The following is a 19,342-nucleotide window of genomic DNA, read 5'->3' on the forward strand; positions in this document are numbered from 1 at the left end:
GGCGAGGCCGGGGCTTGGGGTTACCAGCTGTAGCTGACCTTGCCGTAGTAGAAGGCGCCGCTGTAGCCATAGGGCGAGAAAGTGCTGTATTTCAGATTGCCGCCCGAGGAGTTGGCTGCGAGCAGGCGCTCCGGTCGTTCATCGGTGATGTTGTCGCCGCCCACGGTGAACAGCCAGTTGTCGAGTGCGTAATCCGCTGCCAGGTCGAGAATCCAGGCGGCGTCGAAGGTCTGGTCGTTGGCCGCATTGTTCTGATAGCTGGTGAACTTGCCGTAACGCACCAGGTTGCTGCGCAGTGTCCAGTTGCCGACGCTCAGGTCGTTGCTGAAGGTGAGTTTGTGCTTGGGAGTGGTATCGCCAAGCAGGCCCAGTCGCTCGCGACGGTCCACGCGCAACAGGTTCAGCCCCAGGCTGTCGAGAACTGCCGGGTTGTCCTTGACGTCGGTGACCTTGGTCCGGTTGTAGTTGTAGCCCAGCGTGCTGCTCCAGCGCAGGTCATTGGCGAAGCTGTGGCGGTAGCTGGCGACCAGATCGACGCCGGTGGTGCGGGTGTCCACGGCGTTGTTGAAGTAGCGGGCCGTGGTATAGCTGATGTCGCCGACACCGTTGGCCTGCAGGTAAGCCAGCGCCGCCGGGTTGTTGCTCAGGTCGAGGTTGGACGACAGGGTGATGCGATCTCGGATGTCGATACGGTAGACGTCGGCGGTGAGCTGCAGGTTGTCCAATGGGTTGAGTACCAGACCCAGGCTGTAGTTGCGCGATTTCTCCGCCTTCAGATCCTCGGCGCCGAGCAGGCGGGCGACCTGCGAGTCGGCGGGGAAGGTGCCGGCCTCCTGAATGGTGCTGCCGATCAACTGCGAGGAGGTCTGGGCAAAATGTTGCTGGGCAAGTGATGGCGCACGAAAACCGGTGGACACACTGCCGCGCAGGGCCACTTGCGGGGTGAAGTCGTAGCGCCCGGCCAGCGAGCCGCTGATGTTCGAGCCGAAGTCGCTGTAGTCCTCGTGACGCACCGCGGCAGAGATACCGAACTGCTCGGTCAGGTTGGTCTCCAGGTCGAGGTACTGCGCCAGGTTGTGGCGGCTCCATTCGCCGGCGTCGGCGGCACGGAAGCCCGCCAGGCCGGAACTGCCACCCCGGTAGTAGGAGCCGGTTTCACCGGCTTCCAGCTCGTAGTTCTGGTGCAGGTATTCGGCACCGAATGCCACGCTCAGCGGGTAAGGCAGCCAGGACAGCTCGAAATCCCGAGCCAGGTCCAGGTTGATCTGCTTCTGTTCGTTGCTCAAGGTGCCATTGTCGAACGAGAACGGTGTGCTGCCTGTGTCGCGGTACAGGTCCGGGTTGATGGTTCGGGTGCTGATTTCGTATTCGTTGCGTCCGTAGTTGAGCGACAGGTCGTAGCGCCAGTCATCCGCCAGCTCGCCGCGCAGGCCGGTGGTCAGCGAGCTGTCCTGCAGCTCACCGCGAATCAGCGGCAGGTAACCGTCCGGATACAGGGCCGGGATGTTGTTGCCGGCGTTGCTGGCGCGGTAGAACGCAGCGGTCTCACCCTTGCGGCGGCTGTAGCCGCCAAAGGCATAGAGTTCCGCGCCGTTCTGCAATGCGTACTCGCCATTGAGGAACAGCTTGCCTTCCTCGGTCGCAGGTTCACCCTGGCGGAACACCTGCTGGCCATAGGTGGTAGAGCCGACGCTGCCAGGCCGCAGATCTTTGCCCGCGCGGTTGGTGTAATCGTTGTTGCCGCCTTCAATAGTCAGGTTCAGCCAGCCATTGTCGCCAAGCGCGAGGCCGCTGTTGGCGCTGAGCTGGCGCTGGATACCGTCGCCATCCTTGTATTGGCCGAACTTGCTGCTCACCGAGCCGCCTTCGGCATCCTGCTTGAGGATCACGTTGATCACCCCGGCAATGGCGTCCGAGCCGTAGCGCGCCGAGGCGCCGTCACGCAGCACTTCGATACGTTCCACCGCCGCGACTGGAATGGCGTTCAGGTCGACCGGAGCCGAACCGCGACCGATGGCCCCACCAAGGTTGACGAAGGCGCCGGTATGGCGGCGTTTGCCGTTGACCAGCACCAGAACCTGATCCGGTGACAGGCCACGCAATTGCGCCGGGCGGGCCAGCTCGGCACCGTCCACCAGGCTGGGCCGCGGGAAGTTGATCGACGGCACCAGCCGCGCCAGTACTGCGCCAAGCTCTTCCGAGCCGGTGTTGCGCAGGCTGTCGCCGCTGATGACATCGATAGGCGACAGCGACGCGCTGGCGGTGCGCTCCTGTGAGCGAGTGCCCGTGACGATCACGCTGTCCAGGCGCGGCGCCAGTGCCGGCTGGACTGTTGCGACTGCCGCGGCAGAGGGCGTCACAGGTCGGTTGGCAGCGGCGCCAGGACTGACGATTACCGCATCGGCATCCCTGGAGAAGCCCAGGCCACTGCCCTGCAACGCTTGCGAAATGGCCTGGTCGACGTTGAGCTGGCCACTGACGGCATCTGCCTGTCGGCCCTGAACCAGTGCCGGATCGAAGGAAATCAACTGGCCGCTCTGCCGGGAGATCCCTAGCAACACCTGGCCAAGCGGGCCAGCCGGAACCTGGAAGCTGTGTGCCTGCTGGGTCGCCGCGCTCTGCGCCAGGCTGGTTTGTGCCCAGCTGGCGCCGAGCACCAGCGCCAGGGCCAGGGAGGAAGGTTTGAACAGGGTACTGATCGGAGTGTGCATGGCAGACGTCTCATCCTTGGTTTTCTGCAATGAGCGATGACGCGGAGAAAGCTGCAGAAAATCCTTGGAACGATTGGTCATGAGCTTATGCATTTCTGCCTCACGCTCGTTCGATACTGACCCACAGGTCGCCAAAGCGGCTGATGCGGATCGGCAGCGTCTGTGCCAGCAGTTGCAGGGCTCGGTCACTGTCATCGAGGGGATACAGGCCGCTGGTGCGCAGGCTCGCGGCGGTCGCGGACAACCGCAAGACGCCGTTGCGATAGGCTCGCAGGGCATCGACAACCTCGCCAAGCGGGCGGTCATCCACCTCCAGCAGGCCGTCGAGCCAGGCGCTTTCGTTGCCGCGTAACGGGCTTTGTCCGATGACGCCGGTGCTGTCCAGGTTCACGTTGCTACCAGGTTGCAGCTGTTGACCGTTGGCCAGGCGAACCTCGGCATCGAACACCGTGAGCTGCAACTGCCCGACAGCGCGACTGCGCAGGATGAGGCGGCCACCCAGACTGCTCAGGCGACCTGCCGGACTGTCGAGAATGAGTGGTGTCGCCGTGATAGGGGCATCCAGCAGCGCGCCGCCATGATGGAAGTGCAGGCCTCGACGCTGGGAGCCGAAGTCCGGCGTCACTCGGGTTCGTGCATCCAGGCTCAGCCGGCTACCGTCCGCCAGGTCGTGGGTGGTGCGCTCGCCTGTTGCGGTGTAGAGGTCGCCGGGTAGCACCAGGCCGGTGCGATTGAGGTGCAGCCCTAGCGTGCCAAGAGCGACGGCGCCGACCACGGCGAGACTGCCGCGCAGGAAATCGCGTCGGCTCGAGGGCGTGTTGATGGTGCGCAGCACCTGCTCGTCCGAGAGCCGAAGCAGAGGCTCGCGGCGCAGCAGGCCAAGGTTGTCGGCAAGGCGCTGGAATACCTGAACGTGTGTGGGATGGCTGTTTTGCCAAGCGATGAACGCCTGGCGCTCGTCCTCGCTGATATCACCGGATTGCAGGCGCATCATCCAGTGCGCGGCCTCGTCGACCACGCTTTTCAGCGGTTGCTCGCTCATTGCTGCAGTGCTCCGTAGCAGAGCTTGAAGGCTTCGGTCATGTATTGCTGCACGCGGCTGGGCGAAATGCTCAGTCGTTCAGCGATCTGTATATAGGTCAGCCCGCCTATCTGGCTGTGGATAAATGCAGCCTTGCCCTGGCCGGGCAAGCCATCGAGGAGTTGGTCGAGCCTTACCAGTGTTTCGATCAGCAAAAGGCGCTCTTCCGGCGAGGGGTGAACCTGTTCGGGAAGCTCCTCGAGCATCTGCAGGTACGCGCGCTCCAGGTCCCGGCGCCGCCAGCTTTCCTGCATCAGGCGTTGCGCGATGGTGGTCAGCAAAGCCCGTGGTTCGCGAATTTGAGCGGGGTCCGGCAGGCTGAGTACGCGCAGGAACGTTTCCGCAACCAGGTCTTCGGCATTGTGGGTGCAGCCCAGGCGGCGATACAGGCGGGCGTGCAGCCAGCGCTGGTTCTGCACGAACCATTGGGCGACCAGTCGCCGAGCTGGATTTTCCATGTCCTTTCCTCAAAAGGTCTGGAGCTACTGTGCCGCAAATGGAAATCAGCTAAAAAGAATAAAAAACACCATGAATATATCAATTTTTAATTTTACTGTGGCTCACAGATAGACCTGACGAGGAACCTGCGACGTCTTTTCGAGGAAATGTTATTGTATAGCTCCTTTGCTCTCTGAATGACCCGTCGCCATGCCGTTGTTTTTTTCTCGCCTGCTCGTCCTGTCTCTAAGCCTGTTCTGTCTCGTACCGGTTGCCCAGGCCGATGTTCGGGTACTCACCAGCATCAAACCGTTGCAACTGATCGCCGCTGCGGTGCAGGAGGGAGTGGGCGAACCCGAGGTTTTGCTGCCGCCGGGTGCGTCACCGCACCACTACGCGCTGCGCCCCTCGGACATGCGCCGGGTGCAGGAGGTGGATCTGCTGTATTGGATCGGACCGGACATGGAGAGCTTCATGCCCCGCGTTCTGGCTACCCGCGAGAAGCCCAGCGTCGCCGTGCAGAGCCTGCCAGATATGACGCTGCGGCATTTCGGTGAGGATGATGGTCACGACCACGACCACGACCACGACCACGACCACGAGGTTGCCCATGAAGCACTCGGCGAGCATGACCACGACCACCGTCCTGGCAGTCTGGACGCCCACCTGTGGCTGTTGCCGGCCAACGCTCGGGTGATTGCCGCACGCATGGCCGCCGATCTGAGCGAGGCCGATCCCGCCAACGCACCGCGTTATCAAGCCAATCTGCACGCGTTCGACAAGCGTCTCGATGCACTGGAGCCGCGTCTGCAGGCTCAGCTCAAGCCGCTGGCGAGCAAGCCCTTCTTCGTTTTCCATGAGGCCTTCGACTACTTCGAGGCCGCCTATGGCCTCAAGCATATCGGCGTGTTCAGCGTGGCCAGCGAAGTGCAGCCGGGTGCCCGTCATGTGGCGGCGATGCGCGAGCAACTGCAGCGCGTAGGGCCGAGCTGCGTATTCAGCGAGCCTCCGCTGCGTCCGCGTCTGGCCGAGACCCTGACCGCCGGGCTGCCGGCTACCCTGGCCGAGCTCGACGCCATGGGCGCGGCGGCCCCGGTCAGTGCAGCCGGTTACGAAAGCCTGCTGCAGGGCCTGGCCGATGGTCTGGATGGTTGCCTGGGCAAGCTCTGAACCCGGGCATTCAGGCTTCGGTGCGACAAGCCCGCGGCCCGCTCATTCGGAGCCTTGCCTGGCGGTGAAGCGTCGGCGTATCAGGTAGATCGCCAGCGCGACCAGGCCCAGCACGGCGAGGGCCCCTGCGCTGTTGCCCAGATCATGCTCGAGCAGCGACTCACCCAGTACCACGAAGGCCACCGCGTAGATGCCGGTGATCAGCCCGGAAACCCCGAAGTAGATCCAGAAGGGGACGCCGGCCATACCGAGCAGGTAGTGCTTGATGAAGATCGGTACGCCAGGGGCCAGCTTCACCAGCAGCGCGAAACGCAGCGCACCATCACCCTTCTCGAAGTCGGGAATGCTGTAGCGAGTACGTGCGAGCAGGCGACCTAGCCAGGGCCGCAGGCCGCTGCGGGCTATCCAGTAGCACAGCAGCAGATTGGCCGACAGGGCGACCGCGCTGCCGGCGAGCCCTATAGGCACACCGAAGGTCGCGCCGGCGACGATGAAGAAGGGCGTGATGGGCACACCCAGCGCAGGCACTATCGCCATGGCGAGGAAAAACGGCAGCACCCCGGCTTCTTCGCGCCAGGCGATGAAGGCCTGGTGATCCCAGGCGTTCCAGATCGCCACGGCGAGCACCAGCAAGACGATCGCGCCGAGAATACGCAGTGCCCAGGTGGCGGGTGTAGCGGGCGCCGGGCGCCCTTTGTGATTGGGCGTCGGTGATTGCATAGGGGCCCGCTGCAAGGTCGTGAACCTGACTCGATTTCGCGCGAGTCAGTGGCGATCGAGCTGCCAGCCGCGTTTCACCGGTAGCAGCGGATGAGAGCCGCAGCATAGGGGCAAGCGCTCGAACGGTACAGGCGCTGAGCCAGGGCATACGCGACTGGATGCTACAAGCCCCCGGTCCCGCCGGAGATCTACAGCGCGAACGGCAACGCCAGGTCGACGTGCTGACGTTCGGCCAGACGACGCTGGAACTCGGCCGGATCGTGAATCAGCACGTCCTGGCCGGCGAAGGCTTCTGCGGCGATCAGCCGCGATAGCCAGAAACGCACGCAGCCGATGCGCAGCAGGGCAGGCCACAGCTCGGCTTCGGCGGCGCTGAACGGACGCAGTGCGGCGTAGGCACCGAGCAGTGCACGGGTACGTTCGGCATTCAGTCGCCCTTGCTCATCCGAGCACCAATCGTTCACGGCGATGGCCAGGTCATAGAGCATCGGCCCCGAACAGGCGTTGTAGAAGTCGATCACTCCGCTCAGGTGCGTGCCTTCGAACAGGCAGTTGTCGCGGAACAGGTCGGCATGCAGATTGGCACCCGGCAGTTTGCGCACGCGTTCCTGCAATGTGGCGATCTCTTCCAGGGCGTCGTTCAGCAGGCTGGCCTGCTCGGCAGGCAGCCGCAGGGCCAGTGCTGCACCTTCACGCAGCATCCACTCCAGGCCCCGATCGCTCTTGCGTGGCAACGGGCTTTCGCGGGTCGCCAGGTGAATGCGCGCCAGCAGGCCGCCGATTTCCTGGCAATGGTGGGCGTTGACCGCGCTGATGTGCTTGCCGCTCAGTCGCGGTTGCAGCAGCGCCGGCTTGCCAGCCAGGCTGCGCAAGGCTTCGCCGCTGTCGGTGCGCAACGCGTAGGGCACCGGCAGGCCGGCATCGTGGAGCACGTCCAGCAGCTCGATGAAGAACGGCAGATCGTCGCTTGGTCCGCGTTCGATCAGGGTCAGCACGAACTCGCCCTGCTCCAGGCTGACGAAGAAGTTGCTGTTCTCGCTACCGGCCTCGATGCCCTGGAAGTCGAGCAGACGGCCGAGCCCGTAGGGGGCGAGAAACGTATCCAGTTGCGGACGTTGCAGCGGGGTGAACACCGACATGAATTGACTGCCTTACCAGCTGAAGATTTCCCAGGCCGGGATCAGCATGTCCGGCGAATCGGACCGCACGAAATTGCCGTCGCTGCCGTCGGCCCGAACCAGGAAATAGGGTTTGCCACCTTTCGGGGTGACCTTGATGGCGTAGAGGAAGCCGTTGACCCGGTACTCCTCCACGGTTCGGTCGCCGTCCTGGCGGATGGTTACATCAGGATCCGCCGAGGGGGCGTCATCGGCCTGAGCGGCGAATGGCACGCTGGCCAGCACGGCAAGCAGGATCAAGCGATTCAGTGGTCCCATGGTAACCTTGTCCCTTTGATATCAACGGTGCTGCGTATTCTAGCGCCACGCCCGCCGAAAAGGTTGATCACGCTCATGAGCCAAGCCCCCCTCGTCCTGGTGGACGGTTCCTCTTACCTGTACCGCGCCTTCCATGCCCTGCCGCCCCTGACCACCTCCCGAGGCCTGCCCACCGGCGCGGTCAAAGGGGTGTTGAACATGCTGCGCAGCCTGCGCCGGCAGTACCCGGACAGCCCCTTCGCGGTGGTTTTCGACGCCAAGGGCGGGACCTTCCGCGATGAACTGTTCGCCGAGTACAAGGCCAACCGTCCACCGATGCCCGACGAACTGCGCCTGCAGGTCGAGCCGCTGCATGCCAGCGTGCGTGCGCTCGGCCTGCCGCTGCTGTGCATCGAAGGCGTGGAAGCGGATGACGTGATCGGCACCCTGGCCCGGCAGAGCGCCGCCGAGGGCCGTGACGTGGTGATCTCCACGGGTGACAAGGACATGGCGCAACTGGTGTGCCAGCACGTTACGCTGGTCAACACCATGACCGGTAGCGTTTACGACATCGAGGGCGTGAAAGGGAAATTCGGTGTCGGCCCTGAGCTGATCATCGACTACCTGGCGCTGATGGGCGACAAGGTCGACAACATTCCAGGCGTGCCCGGTGTCGGTGAGAAAACCGCTCTGGGTCTGCTGGTCGGTGTCGGCGGCGGCCTCGACGTGCTCTACGCCAACCTCGACAAGGTGCCAGGCCTGCCGATTCGCGGCGCCAAGACATTGCCGGCCAAGCTCGAAGAACACCGTGAGATGGCCTATCTGTCCTATCAGCTGGCGACCATCAAGCTGGACGTGCCGCTGGACCTCGATTACGCCAGGCTGTACCCCGGCGAGCCCGATGTCGAAGCACTGATACCGCTCTACGAAGAGCTGGAGTTCAAGAGCTGGCTCGATGAACTGCTGCGCCAGAACAAGAGCGCCGCACCCAAGCCCAGGGCCAGGACAGAGCTCACACCGGCTGCCGACGATCTGTTCAGCAGCCCTGAACCCGCTGCGCCCGTTGCAGGTGATGCTCCCGTTGCCGAAAGCGAGCCGGTGGCGGTTACCGGCCATTACCGCACGATCCTCGAGCAGGGCGAGTTCGATGCGCTGCTCGTCCAGTTGCAGCAGGCCGAACTGATCGCCTTCGATACCGAAACCACCAGCGTCGATGCTCAGCAGGCGCAGCTGGTCGGTCTGTCGTTCGCGGTCAAGGCCGGTGAAGCTGCCTACGTGCCGGTCGCCCACAGCTACATGGGCGTCCCGCAGCAGCTGGATCGTGATGCCGTGCTGCGCGCGCTCAAGCCGATTCTCGAAGACCCGGCCAAGGCCAAGGTCGGCCAGCACGCCAAGTACGACATCAATGTCCTCGCCAATGCCTCCACGCGCATCACCGTGCAGGGCGTGGCGTTCGACACCATGCTCGAGTCCTACGTGCTGGACTCCACCGCCACACGCCATGACATGGACAGCCTGTCGCTCAAGTACCTGGGGCACAGCACCATCCGTTTCGAGGACATCGCCGGCAAGGGTGCCAAGCAGCTGACCTTCGACCAGATCGCCCTGGAACAGGCCGGCCCTTATGCCGCAGAGGACGCCGACGTGACCCTGCGTCTGCACCAGCACCTGTGGAGCCGTCTGGAGCAGGAGCCGAGCCTGGCCAGCGTGCTGCGTGATATCGAAATTCCCCTGGTGCCGGTGCTGGCGCGTATCGAGCGCAACGGTGCGCTGGTCGATGCCAACCTGCTGGGCCGTCACAGCCAGGAACTGGGCGAAAAGCTGGTCGCGCTGGAGCGCGAGGCGTTCGAGGTGGCCGGCGAAGAGTTCAACCTCGGCTCGCCCAAGCAACTGGGCGCCATCCTTTATGAAAAGCTCGGTTTGCCGATCATCAGCAAGACCGCCAAAGGTCAGGCTTCGACTGCCGAAGCGGTACTCGCCGAGCTGGCCGAGCAGGACTACGAACTGCCCAAGGTGCTGATGCAGTACCGCAGCCTGAGCAAGCTCAAGAGCACCTACACCGACCGCCTGCCGGAGCAGATCAACCCGCGTACCGGGCGTATCCACACCAGTTATCAACAGGCGGTCGCGTCCACGGGGCGCCTGTCGTCCAGCGACCCGAACCTGCAGAACATCCCGGTGCGCAGCGCCGAGGGCCGGCGTATTCGCCAGGCCTTCATCGCGCCCGAGGGCTACAAGCTGCTGGCGGCGGACTATTCGCAGATCGAGCTGCGCATCATGGCGCACCTGTCACGCGATGAAGGCCTGATGAATGCCTTCCGCGAGAACCTCGACGTGCACACCGCGACGGCTGCCGAAGTGTTCAAGGTCGAACTGGATCAGGTGACCTCCGATCAGCGGCGTAGCGCCAAGGCCATCAACTTCGGCCTGATCTACGGCATGGGGGCGCAGAAGCTGGCCAAGGACATCGGCGTGGACAGCAAAACCGCCAAGGCTTACATCGAGACCTATTTCGCCCGCTACCCGGGTGTGCGCGAGTACATGGACCGCACCCGTCAGCAGGCTGCCGAGCAGGGCTTCGTGGAGACCCTGTTCGGGCGTCGTCTGTACCTGCCGCAGATCAAGTCCAGCCGCCCTCAGGAGCGTGCCGGTGCCGAGCGTACGGCGATCAACGCGCCGATGCAGGGCACTGCTGCGGACATCATCAAGAAAGCCATGGTGACTGTGGATAACTGGCTGACCGAGTCAGGCCTGGATGCCAGGGTGATCCTGCAGGTGCACGATGAACTGGTGGTGGAGGTGCGTGAGGATCTGGTCGAGCAGGTCAGCGCGCGGATTCGCCCGCTGATGGCCGAGGCCGCCGAGCTGGATGTGCCGATGCTCGTCGAGGTGGGTGTTGGCAATAACTGGGACGAGGCTCATTGAGCACCTTGGGGAGATGCGTCACGTTATCACTTAGAGCTGAGCATTCTTAGCTGGTATCGAGACCAAACAAAGCATTCTAAGCATCGCTGAACTTTACTTCTGTCCACCCGGTCAGAGTTTGTGAATGGCCCATAAAGCCCTTCGATGCTCCTTTGTTGTGTTAAGTGTTGGCAGACATCTGAGCCCCGCCCTAGCGGTTCAGACCCTTAAACCCCGATCTTCTCCCTCCCCATACGAAGTTCGGGGTTTTTTTTGCCTGCAGAAAAGTGCCAGGCAGCTTCAGCCCCTCATTCCCTTCTTGCAGCGTAGACCCTGATTGCCCAGGCGCAACCTCCTGCCCGCACAAAACCGCTCTGCGCCGAGGTTGGCAGCCCGTGCAGTATGCGTGCGCATGATGCGGCGATCGATGAACTGGGCAGCTCAACCGTGGCCCCGTGCCTGTACATCTCTTTCGCGCAATGCAAAACGCCCCGCGTCTGCGGGGCGTTTCGTTGCCTGGGTCGAGCGAAGCGAACCCGAGAGGTTCGTAGTCACTCCATCTGCCGGGCGTCAGGGATCGACGCGAAGGTTATTGCTCAGGCTCATCCTCTGCGCCGATCAGGCCCAGCCAGTGGCCCAGAACGGTTTGTGCGTCTTCCACGCCGATGCGCTTGGGGGCCGAGAACAGCTGGATGCTGACGTGATCGCCCCATTCCTTGCGAATCTCCTGCTGAACCTTGAGCAGTGCATTCTTCGCCGCGCCGAAAGCCAGCTTGTCGGCTTTGGTCAGCAGGATGTGCATGGGCATGCCACTGGCGCCGGACCAGTCGAGCATCATGCGGTCGAACTCGGTGAGCGGATGACGGATATCCATCATCAGAATCAACCCGCGTAGGCTTTCGCGGCTGCCCAGATAGGCCTCGAGGTGTTTCTGCCAGTGCAGCTTGAGCGGGATCGGTACCTTGGCGTAGCCGTAGCCGGGCAGGTCGACCAGGCGGCGTTCTTCGTCCAGGCGGAAGAAGTTGAGCAACTGGGTGCGCCCCGGGGTTTTCGAGGTGCGTGCCAGGCTGGCGTGGGTCAGGGTGTTCAGCGCGCTGGATTTTCCGGCGTTGGAACGCCCGGCGAAGGCGACCTCAAAGCCCTGGTCGTCCGGGCATTGGTCGACCTTGGCGGCACTGATCAGAAAAGTGGCTTGCTGACACAAGCCGATTGCAGGGTTCTTTGCTTGCATCGGGGTATCCGGTGGAGGGCGTGCATCGCGGCAGTCTATCAGGCTGGAGGCCCGCTGACCCGTACGGGCTGACCGCCGCGATGTCTCAGAGTGCTTGCGACCAGAGTGTCACTTCCAGCTTGTATTCGGCGTCCGGCGCGAGAATCAGGGCGTCATCCAGCACGTTGGCGTGCTCGATGCAGAGCATGCCTTGCCAGGCGTCGTCGGCGAACTGCGACAGGCGCTTGGCCTTGGCGATCCACGGGTTCCACACCACCGCCGAGCCAGAGCCCTCGCTGCGCATGAGAATGCGGCGCTTCCACAGCGGATCGACGATGCTCAGTTGCGCTGGTGTGTCGAGGTAGATGCGGTCGGTCTCGCCGGTGAATGCCAGCGCGCCTTTCTGGCGGACCTTCTTCCAGCCGTCGAGGGTGTCGACGTAACGGCAGGCATCCAGGCCTTCGACCTTCACCTGGCGGATGTCGCTGACCGCGAAGTAGCTGTGCAACGCCTGGCTGATCGGCAGCTCGGTGTCGCCGAGGTTGCGTGTGGTCAGGGTCAGCCTGAGGCGCTCGCCGAGATGGATATCGAGCTGCAGTTCGGCGGCAAACGGCCACTCTGCGAAGGGTTGCGCAGCGGTGTCGTAGGCGAACGACAGCGTCACGCCGTCCTCCTCGGTGTTCAGACCGATCAACTGCCAGTCGCAAGTACGCACCAACCCATGGGCGGGCGCGTTTTCGGGGCGTGCATGGGCAGCGCGTATCGCCTCGGGGTTGCGCTGCAGGTCGCCGAACCAGGGCCAGCACACCGGAATCCCGCCGCGCACGCTTTGCCCGGCCGCATAGGCGGCTTCGTCGCTGAGCCAGATCAGTGGCTGCCCGCTGGCCGGCTGATAACGCAGAATCTGCGCGCCTTGCTCGCTCACCAGCAGCTCGGCACCGGCGTGGTGGATGCGCCAGCAGACCAGGTCGCCGAGCTGGATGCGTTCGTTGGTGGTGCTCATGAACATGCTGCTCCTGTAGCAGGCCGTTCTTCGACGGCCTGGTAGACGTTGCCTGTTGGGCCACTGCGCGGCCTCGAGGTTCGCTCGCTGCCATGAAAAACGCCCGTCGAGACGGGCGTTCTTTACCGCTTGCCAGTTTACGAACCGTAGACCTGATTCGGTAGCCAGGTGATCAGGCCCGGGAACTGGTAGGCGATGACCAGCATCATCAACTGGATGATGATGAACGGAATCACGCCCCGGTACATGGTAGCGGTACTTACCGAGCGTGGGGTCACGCCGCGCAGGTAGAACAGCGAGAAGCCCAGCGGTGGAGTGAGGAACGAGGTCTGCAGGTTCAGGGCGATCATCACCCCGAGCCAGACCGGATCCAGCCCCATGGCCAGCAGCACGGGCCCGACGATCGGCACCACCACGAAGATGATCTCGATGAAGTCGAGTATGAACCCGAGCAGGAAGATCACCAGCATGACCAGGAAGAACGCGCCGAGCACGCCGCCTGGCAGTTGCTGGAACACGTCCTCGATCAGCGCTTCACCGCCGAAGCCACGGAACACCAGAGAGAACAGCGAGGCGCCGATCAGGATCAGGAACACCATGCTGGAAATTTCCGTGGTGCCCTGGGCCACGGCGCGCAACTGCGTCAGGTTCAGCTGGCCCTTGAACAGCGCCAGCAGGGTCGCACCGACCGCACCGATGGCCGCTGCTTCGGTAGGCGTCGCGTAACCACCGAGGATCGAACCGAGCACTGCGATGATCAGGGCCAGCGGCGGTACCAGCGAACCGAGCAGCTTGCCCCATTCCACGTCGCCCAGCTCTTCCTTGGGAACCACCGGCATCTTCTTCGGCTGGAAGATCGCCACCATGATCAGGTAGACGACATACAGCACCACCAGCAGCAGACCCGGCACCAGGGCGCCCATGAACAGGTCGCCTACCGACACGGTCTTCGGCGAGAAGATGCCCATGCGCAACTGAGCCTGCTGGTAGGCGCTGGACATCACGTCACCGAGCAGGACCAGCACGATGGATGGCGGGATGATCTGCCCCAGGGTGCCGGTGGCGGCCAGGGTGCCGGTAGCGACCGCCGGGTCGAAACCACGCTTGAGCAGCGTCGGCAGGGCCAGCAGGCCCATGGTCACCACGGTGGCGCCAACGATGCCGGTGCTGGCCGCGAGCAACGCGCCCACCAGACACACCGAAATCGCCAGGCCGCCGCGGATGCCGCCGAACAGGCGCGACATGGATTCCAGCAGGTCTTCGGCAACCTTGGATTTTTCCAGCATCACGCCCATGAACACGAACAGCGGCACGGCCAGCATGGTCTGGTTGTTCATGATGCCGAACAGGCGGTTGGGCAGGGCACTCAGGTAACCGGCGTCGAAGGTGCCGGTTGCGATGCCGATGCCGGCGAACAGCAGGGATACGCCCGCCAGGGTGAAGGCCACCGGAAAACCGCCCATCAGCACCACGCAGATGCTCACGAACAGCAGGATCGACATGACTTCAGCCATGTTTCACCTCCGGCTCGGGCAGCACACCGAGGAGCAGGTAGATCGCCTTGATCAGGTTGGAGATACCTTGCAGGGTCAGGCTGACCACCAGCACCAGAATGATGCTCTTCTGCAGGTAGACGAACTTCAGGCCGCCCGATTCGCTGGAGCCCTCGCGGGTCGACCAGGAGTTGGCCACGTAATCCCAGCTGGCCCAGCCGAGGAACAGGCAGACCGGCAGCAGCAGGAACAGGGTGCCGAGCACCTCGACCAGCGCCTGACGGCGGCCGCTGAACTGCTGATAGAAGATATCCACACGCACGTGCGCATTGCGTTGCAGTGCCCAGGCCGAAGCGCCCATGAACACCAGGGCATGGGCGTAGAGCACGGCTTCCTGCAGCGCGGTCGCGCCCAGGTTCATGCCATAGCGCAATACCACGACCAGCGCCGTGCCGAGGACCAGAAACAGGGTCAACCAGGAGCAGGCCTGGCCGAAGCGAAAGTTCACCGCGTCGATGACGCGTGCGATCCCCAGCGGAAGTGAAGGCTTGTTGGACATGACGCGTCCTTATAGTTATCGAAAAGAGCGAAAAGCGGGGGATTTTAGGCAGGAGGCTGCACCTACGGCAATGGCGATACGCCTTGGCTGGCGTCAGTCCGCGGTACTGGCCGGTTGCCCTCGAAGGGGCTGTGTTGAGCCGCTGGCGCGGCTCTCAGGGCATTCGATGGACACGGGTTGAAACATTTGTACGCGCCGAGTGGCCGTTAGGCGGGCATAGGATAGCGCGCGGGGCGGTTGGCGGATCGCCACTGTGTTATCGAGGCTGGAACGGCCCGAAGGTAAGTATTACAACAACAAGGAGCTACCTATGAAACGTCGCCAAATACTGGCTGCTGCTGGTGTCGGCATTGCCGCAGGTGCATTGGTCGGGTGCAAGGAGGAAGCCGGTGCGGCCGACTCGTCCCAGCCGGTCGCCGAAACCAGGAACTTCAACTGGAAGATGGTCACCTCCTGGCCGAAGAACTTTCCGGGTGTAGGCGTGGGCGCCGAGCGCTTCGCCAAGCTGGTCGAGCAGATGAGCAATGGCCGCCTGAAGATCAAGGTCTACGCGGCCGGTGAGCTGGTACCGGCTCTCGAAGTGTTCGACGCGGTCTCGCGCGGCACTGCCGAAATGGGCCACGGCGCGCCTTACTACTGGAAGGGCAAGGTACCCGCTGCCCAATTCTTCTGTGCACTGCCATTCGGTCCCAATGCCCAGGAAATGAATGCCTGGCTGCACTATGGCGGTGGCATGCAGTTGTGGGAAGAGGTCTACAAGCCTCACGGCGTGCTGCCGATGGCCTGTGGCGCAACTGGTGTGCAGACCGCCGGCTGGTTCAACAAGGAAATCAATTCGGTCGATGACCTCAAGGGTCTGAAGATGCGCACTCCAGGCCTCGGCGGCGAAGTGCTCACCAAGGTCGGCGGTACCGTGGTCAACATGCCGGCAGGCGAGATCTTCACCGCCCTGCAGACCGGCACCATCGACGCCACCGAATGGATCGGGCCGTACAACGACCAGGCGCTGGGCTTGCACAAGGCGGCCAAGTATTACTACACACCGGGTTGGCAGGAGCCGAACGTCACCTTCGAACTGGATATCAATATCAAGGCTTGGGAAACCCTGCCGGCCGATCTGCAGGCCATCGTTCGCGCCGCTGCTCGCGACGTCAACGGCGACATGCTCGACGACTACAACGCCAAGAACATGGAGTCCATGGAGCAGCTGAAACAGGCCGGTGTAGACGTGCGCCGCCTGCCGGATGACGTGCTCGCCAAGCTCAAGGAGGTCTCTGCCGGTGTGGTCGATGCCACCGCTGCCGCCGACCCTGCTGCGCAGAAAGTCTGGGAGCAGCAGAAGGCCTACCTGGCGCGCCTGTACGAGTACGCCGAAGCCAACGAGAAGGACATCTACGCGATTCGTTGAATGCTGCACCCTACGCAAACAACAACGCCGGCTGATAGCCGGCGTTGTTGTGCTGCGCAGAGCGATCAGTGACGTTTGCGGTTGCTGATCAGGGTGCCCACACCGGTGTCGGTGAAGATTTCCAGCAGCACGGCATTGGGTACGCGACCGTCGACGATGTGCGCGGTGGTCACGCCGCCTTGCACCGCTTCCAGTGCGCAGCGAATCTTCGGCAGCATGCCGCCGTAGATGGTGCCGTCGGCGATCAGCCCATCCACCTGCTCGGTGGTCAGGCCGGTGAGTACCTCGCCCTGCTTGTCCATCAAGCCAGCGATGTTGGTCAGCAACATCAGTTTCTCGGCCTTCAGCGCCTCGGCGACCTTGCCGGCCACCAGATCGGCGTTGATGTTGTAGGACTCGCCGTCCGGGCCCACGCCGATTGGCGCGATAACCGGGATGAAGTTGCCCTTGACCAGCATGTTCAGCAGCTCGACATTGACCCCGGTGACTTCACCGACATGGCCGATATCGATGATTTCCGGCTGGGTCATCTCCGGCGTCTGGCGGCTGACGGTGAGCTTCTTGGCGCGGATCAGCTCGGCATCCTTGCCGGTCAGGCCGATGGCGCTGCCGCCATGGCTGTTGATCAGATTGACGATGTCCTTGTTGACCTTGCCGCCGAGCACCATCTCCACCACGTCCATGGTCTGTGCGTCGGTCACCCGCATGCCGTCGACGAAGTGGCTCTCGATGGACAGGCGCTTGAGCAGATCACCGATCTGCGGGCCACCGCCGTGAACCACCACCGGGTTGATGCCTACGGCCTTCATCAGCACGATGTCGCGAGCGAAGCCGGTCTTCAGCTCGTCGCTTTCCATGGCGTTGCCGCCGTATTTGATCACCAGGGTCTTGCCAACGAAGCGGCGAATGTACGGCAGTGCTTCGGACAGAACCTTGGCGACGTTGGTGGCGGCATCACGCTCTAGGGTCATGCAGGGGCTCCAGTGCTGGGCGGATCAGAACGGTAATTTTACATCGGGTGCGACAAGGTGCATCTGCGTGCGGAACAGCTCCTGAATCCGCTCCAGTTCGGCCTGGTTCTCCGCTTCGAAGCGCAGCACCAGAACCGGCGTGGTATTGGACGCACGCACCAGGCCCCAGCCTTTCGGGTAGTCGACGCGCACACCATCGAGGTTGGTCACACTGCCTTCGCCCCACTGGCCTTCACGCTGCAGGCGCTCGACGATGGGGAACTTGGTCTGCTCAGTGACCTGGATGTTGATCTCCGGGGTCGACACGTCGTCAGGAAACGCGGCGAATACCTGTTCGGCAGTGCGCTTGTCCTGGCTGAGAATCTCCAGCAAACGGGCCGCGGCGTAAATGCCGTCGTCGAAACCGAACCAGCGCTCCTTGAAGAACACGTGGCCGCTCATTTCGCCGGCCAGCAGGGCACCGGTTTCCTTCATCTTCTTCTTGATCAGCGAATGGCCGGTCTTCCACATCACCGGACGACCACCGTAGCCGCTGATCAGCGGGGTCAGGCGGCGGGTGCATTTGACGTCGAAGATGATGTCGGCGCCAGGGTTGCGCGAGACCACGTCCTTGGCGAAGAGCATCAGCAGACGGTCCGGGTAGACGATCGCGCCCGTGTTGGTGACCACACCGACACGGTCGCCATCGCCGTCGAAGGCCAGGCCGATGTCAGCGTTCTCTTCCTTGACCTTGGCGATCAGGTCGACGAGGTTCTCGGGTTTGCCCGGGTCCGGATGGTGATTGGGGAAGTTGCCGTCGACGTCGCAGAACAGCGGAATCACCTTGCAGCCCAGGGCTTCGATCAGCTGCGGGGCGATCACGCCTGCCGCACCGTTGCCACAGTCGACCACCACGCGCAGCGGCTTGGCCATGGCGATGTCGCTGCGTATCTGTTCCAGATAGCGTGGCAGCAGATCGACCGCCTCCACGCTGCCTTCACCGCTGAGCAGGTCATTGGTGTCGATGCGCGTCTTGAGTGCCTGGATCTGCTCGTTGGCCAGGGTATCGCCAGCGATGACGATCTTGAAGCCGTTGTAGTCCGGCGGGTTGTGGCTGCCGGTGAGCATCACCGCGGATTTGCCGGCCAGCACGTGGGCGGCGTAATACACCACAGGCGTCGGCACCATGCCGACGTCACTGACCTGGCAGCCGCTGTCGACCAGACCCTGGATCAACTGCTGTACCAGCGTTGGGCCGGACAGGCGGCCGTCACGGCCAACGGAGACGTTGGGCTCGCCTTCGGCGATGCTCTGCGAGCCGATGGCGCGGCCGATCCAGTACGCGGTTTCCGGGGTCAGGCCAGCGCCTACCACGCCGCGGATGTCATAGGCTCGGAAGATGTCTGCTGGGAGTTTCGGGGCTTGCGGCGCGGTCATGATCGGGGTCTGCTCCAGTCCCAGGAGATCCTGGTCGTCGTCGAGAATGTCGATATCGAGGATATCGGTGTCTTGAAACAGCGGATTTACGAAATCCGCCGGCTTGGCCGCGACGCTACTACTGGGTTGCTGACTGGCTGTGACGTCCGGGCGTACGGCCACGGACTCCTGGGCGCGACGGGGGAGTCGGCTCAGGCTTTGTGCCAGGTCATGCAGGGCGGGCAGGCTCAAGCTGAAGGCTTTGACGGCTTTGCCCGCGGAGAGTTCTTTAACCAGTTGGGTCAATTGCGACGTGTCACTGTCCAGACGCTGCAGCAAGCGCCGATTGACCAGATAAAGCCCGGCCAGCGCACCAGCCAGGGCAACCAGCAGCGCCAGTACCAGGAGCGTCGGCGACAGGCCGGTCGCACCGAGGCTGGAGGCTGGCGTGAAGTTCAGCGTCCAGTGTGGGTTGCCGGTGGCGAATGTCTGGGCGCTGCCATCGGCCTGGCCACGCTGGGTGAGGACCTGTGGGGCGCCGCCGTCGAAGCGCTGCACCAACTGGATCTGTCCGACATCGGCGGGCAGCGCTGGCAGGTTGGCAAGCACGCGATTTATGTCCACCGCCAACAGCAGGGTGCCGAGCATCGGCTGGGCGTCGTCCTGGCGCACGGGGGCAACGCTGTAGGCCAGCCAGCGATCGCCTACCCGATAGGCCTCCACGGCCGGTGCCTGACCGCCCTCGAGGCGGCGCAGCATGTCCAGCGCGGCGAAGTTCATCGGCGCGCTGCGGCTGCTGTCCGGCACGGCCTGGCCGGTGAGGTTGAGCTGGGCGTCGACCACGCCGTTCCAGTAGCGCAGGCC

Annotated in this window: 15 protein-coding genes; 3 read left to right on the forward strand and 12 right to left on the reverse strand. The window is 63.3% G+C overall.

Going from position 1 to position 19,342, the window contains the following annotated elements; translation table 11 throughout:
• Positions 1–20: 20 nt before the first annotated feature.
• The 3 genes from ACT9T4_RS15840 to ACT9T4_RS15850 are packed head-to-tail and all read right to left on the reverse strand — an operon-like array spanning position 21 to position 4,250.
• Complete coding sequence (locus ACT9T4_RS15840) at positions 21–2,792, reverse strand: TonB-dependent receptor domain-containing protein (RefSeq protein WP_499117871.1); 2,772 nt, start codon at positions 2,790–2,792, stop codon at positions 21–23.
• Positions 2,793–2,811: 19 nt separating this feature from the next.
• On the reverse strand, positions 2,812–3,753 hold the full coding sequence (locus tag ACT9T4_RS15845; RefSeq protein ID WP_179539572.1) for a FecR family protein: 942 nt from the start codon (positions 3,751–3,753) through the stop codon (positions 2,812–2,814).
• On the reverse strand, positions 3,750–4,250 hold the full coding sequence (locus tag ACT9T4_RS15850) for a sigma-70 family RNA polymerase sigma factor (RefSeq protein ID WP_499117874.1): 501 nt from the start codon (positions 4,248–4,250) through the stop codon (positions 3,750–3,752). Before ACT9T4_RS15850 ends, ACT9T4_RS15845 begins: the two co-directional genes overlap by 4 nt.
• A 190-nt stretch (positions 4,251–4,440) precedes the next feature.
• Here ACT9T4_RS15850 and znuA point away from each other — a divergent pair, with 190 nt between their 5' ends.
• Positions 4,441–5,400, forward strand: coding sequence for a zinc ABC transporter substrate-binding protein ZnuA (znuA, locus tag ACT9T4_RS15855; protein ID WP_499117875.1), 960 nt, complete (start codon positions 4,441–4,443; stop codon positions 5,398–5,400).
• A gap of 42 nt (positions 5,401–5,442) precedes the next feature.
• Here znuA and ACT9T4_RS15860 read toward each other — a convergent pair whose 3' ends face one another.
• The 3 genes from ACT9T4_RS15860 to ACT9T4_RS15870 form a co-directional block, all read right to left on the reverse strand.
• Positions 5,443–6,120: a TVP38/TMEM64 family protein gene (locus tag ACT9T4_RS15860; RefSeq protein ID WP_499117877.1), complete on the reverse strand. Its 678-nt coding sequence runs from the start codon at positions 6,118–6,120 to the stop codon at positions 5,443–5,445.
• A 188-nt stretch (positions 6,121–6,308) separates the two neighbouring features.
• Positions 6,309–7,259, reverse strand: a complete 951-nt coding sequence (locus tag ACT9T4_RS15865) for a homoserine kinase (RefSeq protein ID WP_042553595.1) — start codon at positions 7,257–7,259, stop codon at positions 6,309–6,311.
• A 12-nt stretch (positions 7,260–7,271) separates the two neighbouring features.
• Positions 7,272–7,556 carry a DUF2782 domain-containing protein gene (locus tag ACT9T4_RS15870; RefSeq protein ID WP_042553594.1) on the reverse strand — a complete coding sequence of 95 codons (285 nt, stop codon included), beginning with the start codon at positions 7,554–7,556 and terminating at the stop codon, positions 7,272–7,274.
• 75 nt (positions 7,557–7,631) lie between these two features.
• Here ACT9T4_RS15870 and polA point away from each other — a divergent pair, with 75 nt between their 5' ends.
• The gene (gene polA, locus ACT9T4_RS15875) at positions 7,632–10,460 is read left to right on the forward strand and encodes a DNA polymerase I (protein WP_499117880.1); all 2,829 of its coding nucleotides are present in this window, start codon (positions 7,632–7,634) and stop codon (positions 10,458–10,460) included.
• 568 nt (positions 10,461–11,028) lie between these two features.
• On the opposite strand, the gene yihA is transcribed toward polA, so the two are convergent.
• The 4 genes from yihA to ACT9T4_RS15895 all read right to left on the reverse strand — a co-directional run bounded on the left by yihA (position 11,029) and on the right by ACT9T4_RS15895 (position 14,704).
• Positions 11,029–11,670, reverse strand: a complete 642-nt coding sequence (gene yihA, locus ACT9T4_RS15880) for a ribosome biogenesis GTP-binding protein YihA/YsxC (protein ID WP_042553592.1) — start codon at positions 11,668–11,670, stop codon at positions 11,029–11,031.
• An 85-nt stretch (positions 11,671–11,755) separates the two neighbouring features.
• Positions 11,756–12,652: a D-hexose-6-phosphate mutarotase gene (locus ACT9T4_RS15885; protein ID WP_042553654.1), complete on the reverse strand. Its 897-nt coding sequence runs from the start codon at positions 12,650–12,652 to the stop codon at positions 11,756–11,758.
• A gap of 137 nt (positions 12,653–12,789) precedes the next feature.
• Positions 12,790–14,166, reverse strand: a complete 1,377-nt coding sequence (locus tag ACT9T4_RS15890; RefSeq protein WP_042553591.1) for a TRAP transporter large permease — start codon at positions 14,164–14,166, stop codon at positions 12,790–12,792.
• Positions 14,159–14,704 carry a TRAP transporter small permease subunit gene (locus ACT9T4_RS15895; protein ID WP_042553590.1) on the reverse strand — a complete coding sequence of 182 codons (546 nt, stop codon included), beginning with the start codon at positions 14,702–14,704 and terminating at the stop codon, positions 14,159–14,161. The genes ACT9T4_RS15890 and ACT9T4_RS15895 overlap by 8 nt, the downstream gene beginning before the upstream one ends.
• A 310-nt stretch (positions 14,705–15,014) precedes the next feature.
• Between ACT9T4_RS15895 and ACT9T4_RS15900 the strand changes: the two genes are divergently transcribed.
• Positions 15,015–16,112: a TRAP transporter substrate-binding protein gene (locus ACT9T4_RS15900; RefSeq protein WP_042553589.1), complete on the forward strand. Its 1,098-nt coding sequence runs from the start codon at positions 15,015–15,017 to the stop codon at positions 16,110–16,112.
• A gap of 65 nt (positions 16,113–16,177) precedes the next feature.
• Here ACT9T4_RS15900 and argB read toward each other — a convergent pair whose 3' ends face one another.
• Positions 16,178–17,083, reverse strand: coding sequence for an acetylglutamate kinase (gene argB, locus ACT9T4_RS15905; protein WP_042553588.1), 906 nt, complete (start codon positions 17,081–17,083; stop codon positions 16,178–16,180).
• A 24-nt stretch (positions 17,084–17,107) separates the two neighbouring features.
• Positions 17,108–18,499 (reverse strand): phosphomannomutase/phosphoglucomutase, encoded by a 1,392-nt coding sequence (algC, locus tag ACT9T4_RS15910; RefSeq protein WP_197077010.1) that lies wholly within the window; start codon positions 18,497–18,499, stop codon positions 17,108–17,110.
• Positions 18,500–19,342: the final 843 nt, after the last annotated feature.

Source organism: Pseudomonas sp. SZ40 (assembly GCF_052958135.1).